Source organism: Variovorax sp. 01T439_2, from assembly GCF_056398445.1.
In genome coordinates, this window is the sequence record NZ_JBFTPJ010001182.1 from 1 (window position 1) to 1492 (window position 1492).

General features: G+C 66.5%; 1 protein-coding gene. It reads right to left on the minus strand.

Annotation, left to right across the window (positions count from 1 at the left end):
• Positions 1–1360 (minus strand): DEAD/DEAH box helicase (locus tag AC1DOC_RS33275; RefSeq protein WP_478131524.1); only part of this gene is annotated, 1360 nt, incomplete at its 3' end.
• Between the last annotated feature and the right edge of the window lie 132 nt (positions 1361–1492).

The following is a 1492-nucleotide window of genomic DNA, read 5'->3' on the forward strand; positions in this document are numbered from 1 at the left end:
GGCCGCCACCGCGGCGTTGGCCGCCGCCGTTGCCGCCGCCACCACCGCCGGCGCGCTCGCCGCCGCCTTGGCCGGCCTTGTTCTCGCGGATGCGCTGCAGCATCTCGGTGCGGGCAGCCTTGGCGGCCGCCTGCATCACGTCGCGGCTCGGCGGACGGCCGGCGCCGCCCCAGATCGTCTGGCGACCCATGGCGATCGGCTCGGCGCGTTCGCCTTCCTCGGGGCCGAAGCCTTCGACGAACTGCACCGGGATCGTCTGCTTGGTGAAGCGTTCGATTTCCTGCATGAAGCCTTCTTCGTCCATGCAGACGAAGCTCACGGCCTCGCCGCTCGAACCGGCGCGGCCGGTGCGGCCGATGCGGTGCACGTAGTCTTCGCTGACGTTCGGGATCTCGTAGTTCACGACGTGCGGCAGCTCGTCAATGTCGATGCCGCGGGCCGCGATGTCGGTGGCCACCAGCGCGCGGATGTCGCCGCTCTTGAAGCCGGCCAGCGCCTGGGTGCGGGCACTCTGGCTCTTGTTGCCGTGCAGCGCCATCGCCTCGATGCCGTTCTTGGTGAGGAATTCGGCCACGCTGTTGGCGCCGAACTTGGTGCGCGTGAACACGAGCACCTGGCTCCACTTGTTCTCGTTGATGATGTGCGCGAGCAGCGCTTTCTTCTTGCCGCGGCCCACCGGGTGGATCACCTGGGTGATGCGCTGCACGGTGGTGTTGCGCGGCGTCACCTGGATGCTCTGCGGGTTCTTGAGCAGCGTGGCGGCCAGGTCGCGGATCTCGTCGCTGAAGGTGGCCGAGAACAGCAGGCTCTGCTTTTCCTTGGGCACCAGGGCCAGGATCTTCTTCACGTCATGGATGAAGCCCATGTCGAGCATGCGGTCGGCTTCGTCGAGGATCAGCATCTGGACCTGGCTCAGGTCGAGCATGCCCTGCTGCTGCAGGTCGAGCAGGCGGCCGGGGGTGGCCACGAGGATGTCGACGCCCTTCTTGAGCTTGCTGATCTGCGGGTTCATGCCCACGCCGCCGAAGATCACGGTGGAGTCGAGCTCCAGGTACTTGCCGTAGGTGCGCACCGACTCTTCGACCTGGGCCGCGAGTTCGCGCGTGGGCGTGAGCACCAGCGCACGGATGCCGATGCCGCCGAACTTGTTGGTGGCGCTCGCGCCCGTGCTGAGCTTGTGCAGCATGGGCAGCGTGAAGGCAGCGGTCTTGCCGGTGCCGGTCTGGGCGCCGCCCAGCAGGTCGTGGCCTTCGAGGACCGCGGGAATGGCTTGCGCCTGGATGGGGGTGGGGGTGTCGTAACCGTGCTCGTGCACAGCCTTCAAGATGGCGGGAGCCAGCTTCAGTTCGTCAAAATTCATTGGAAACAATAAGCGCCATACACGGCGCAGTGGCATCGGCCCGCTTGGCGTCTTGTGTGACGCCGAGCCAGTCAAGGCTGATGAAGGTCAGGGGTGGGAGCCGGAAAGTCCGCCCTCGCAAGAGGGTTGAAA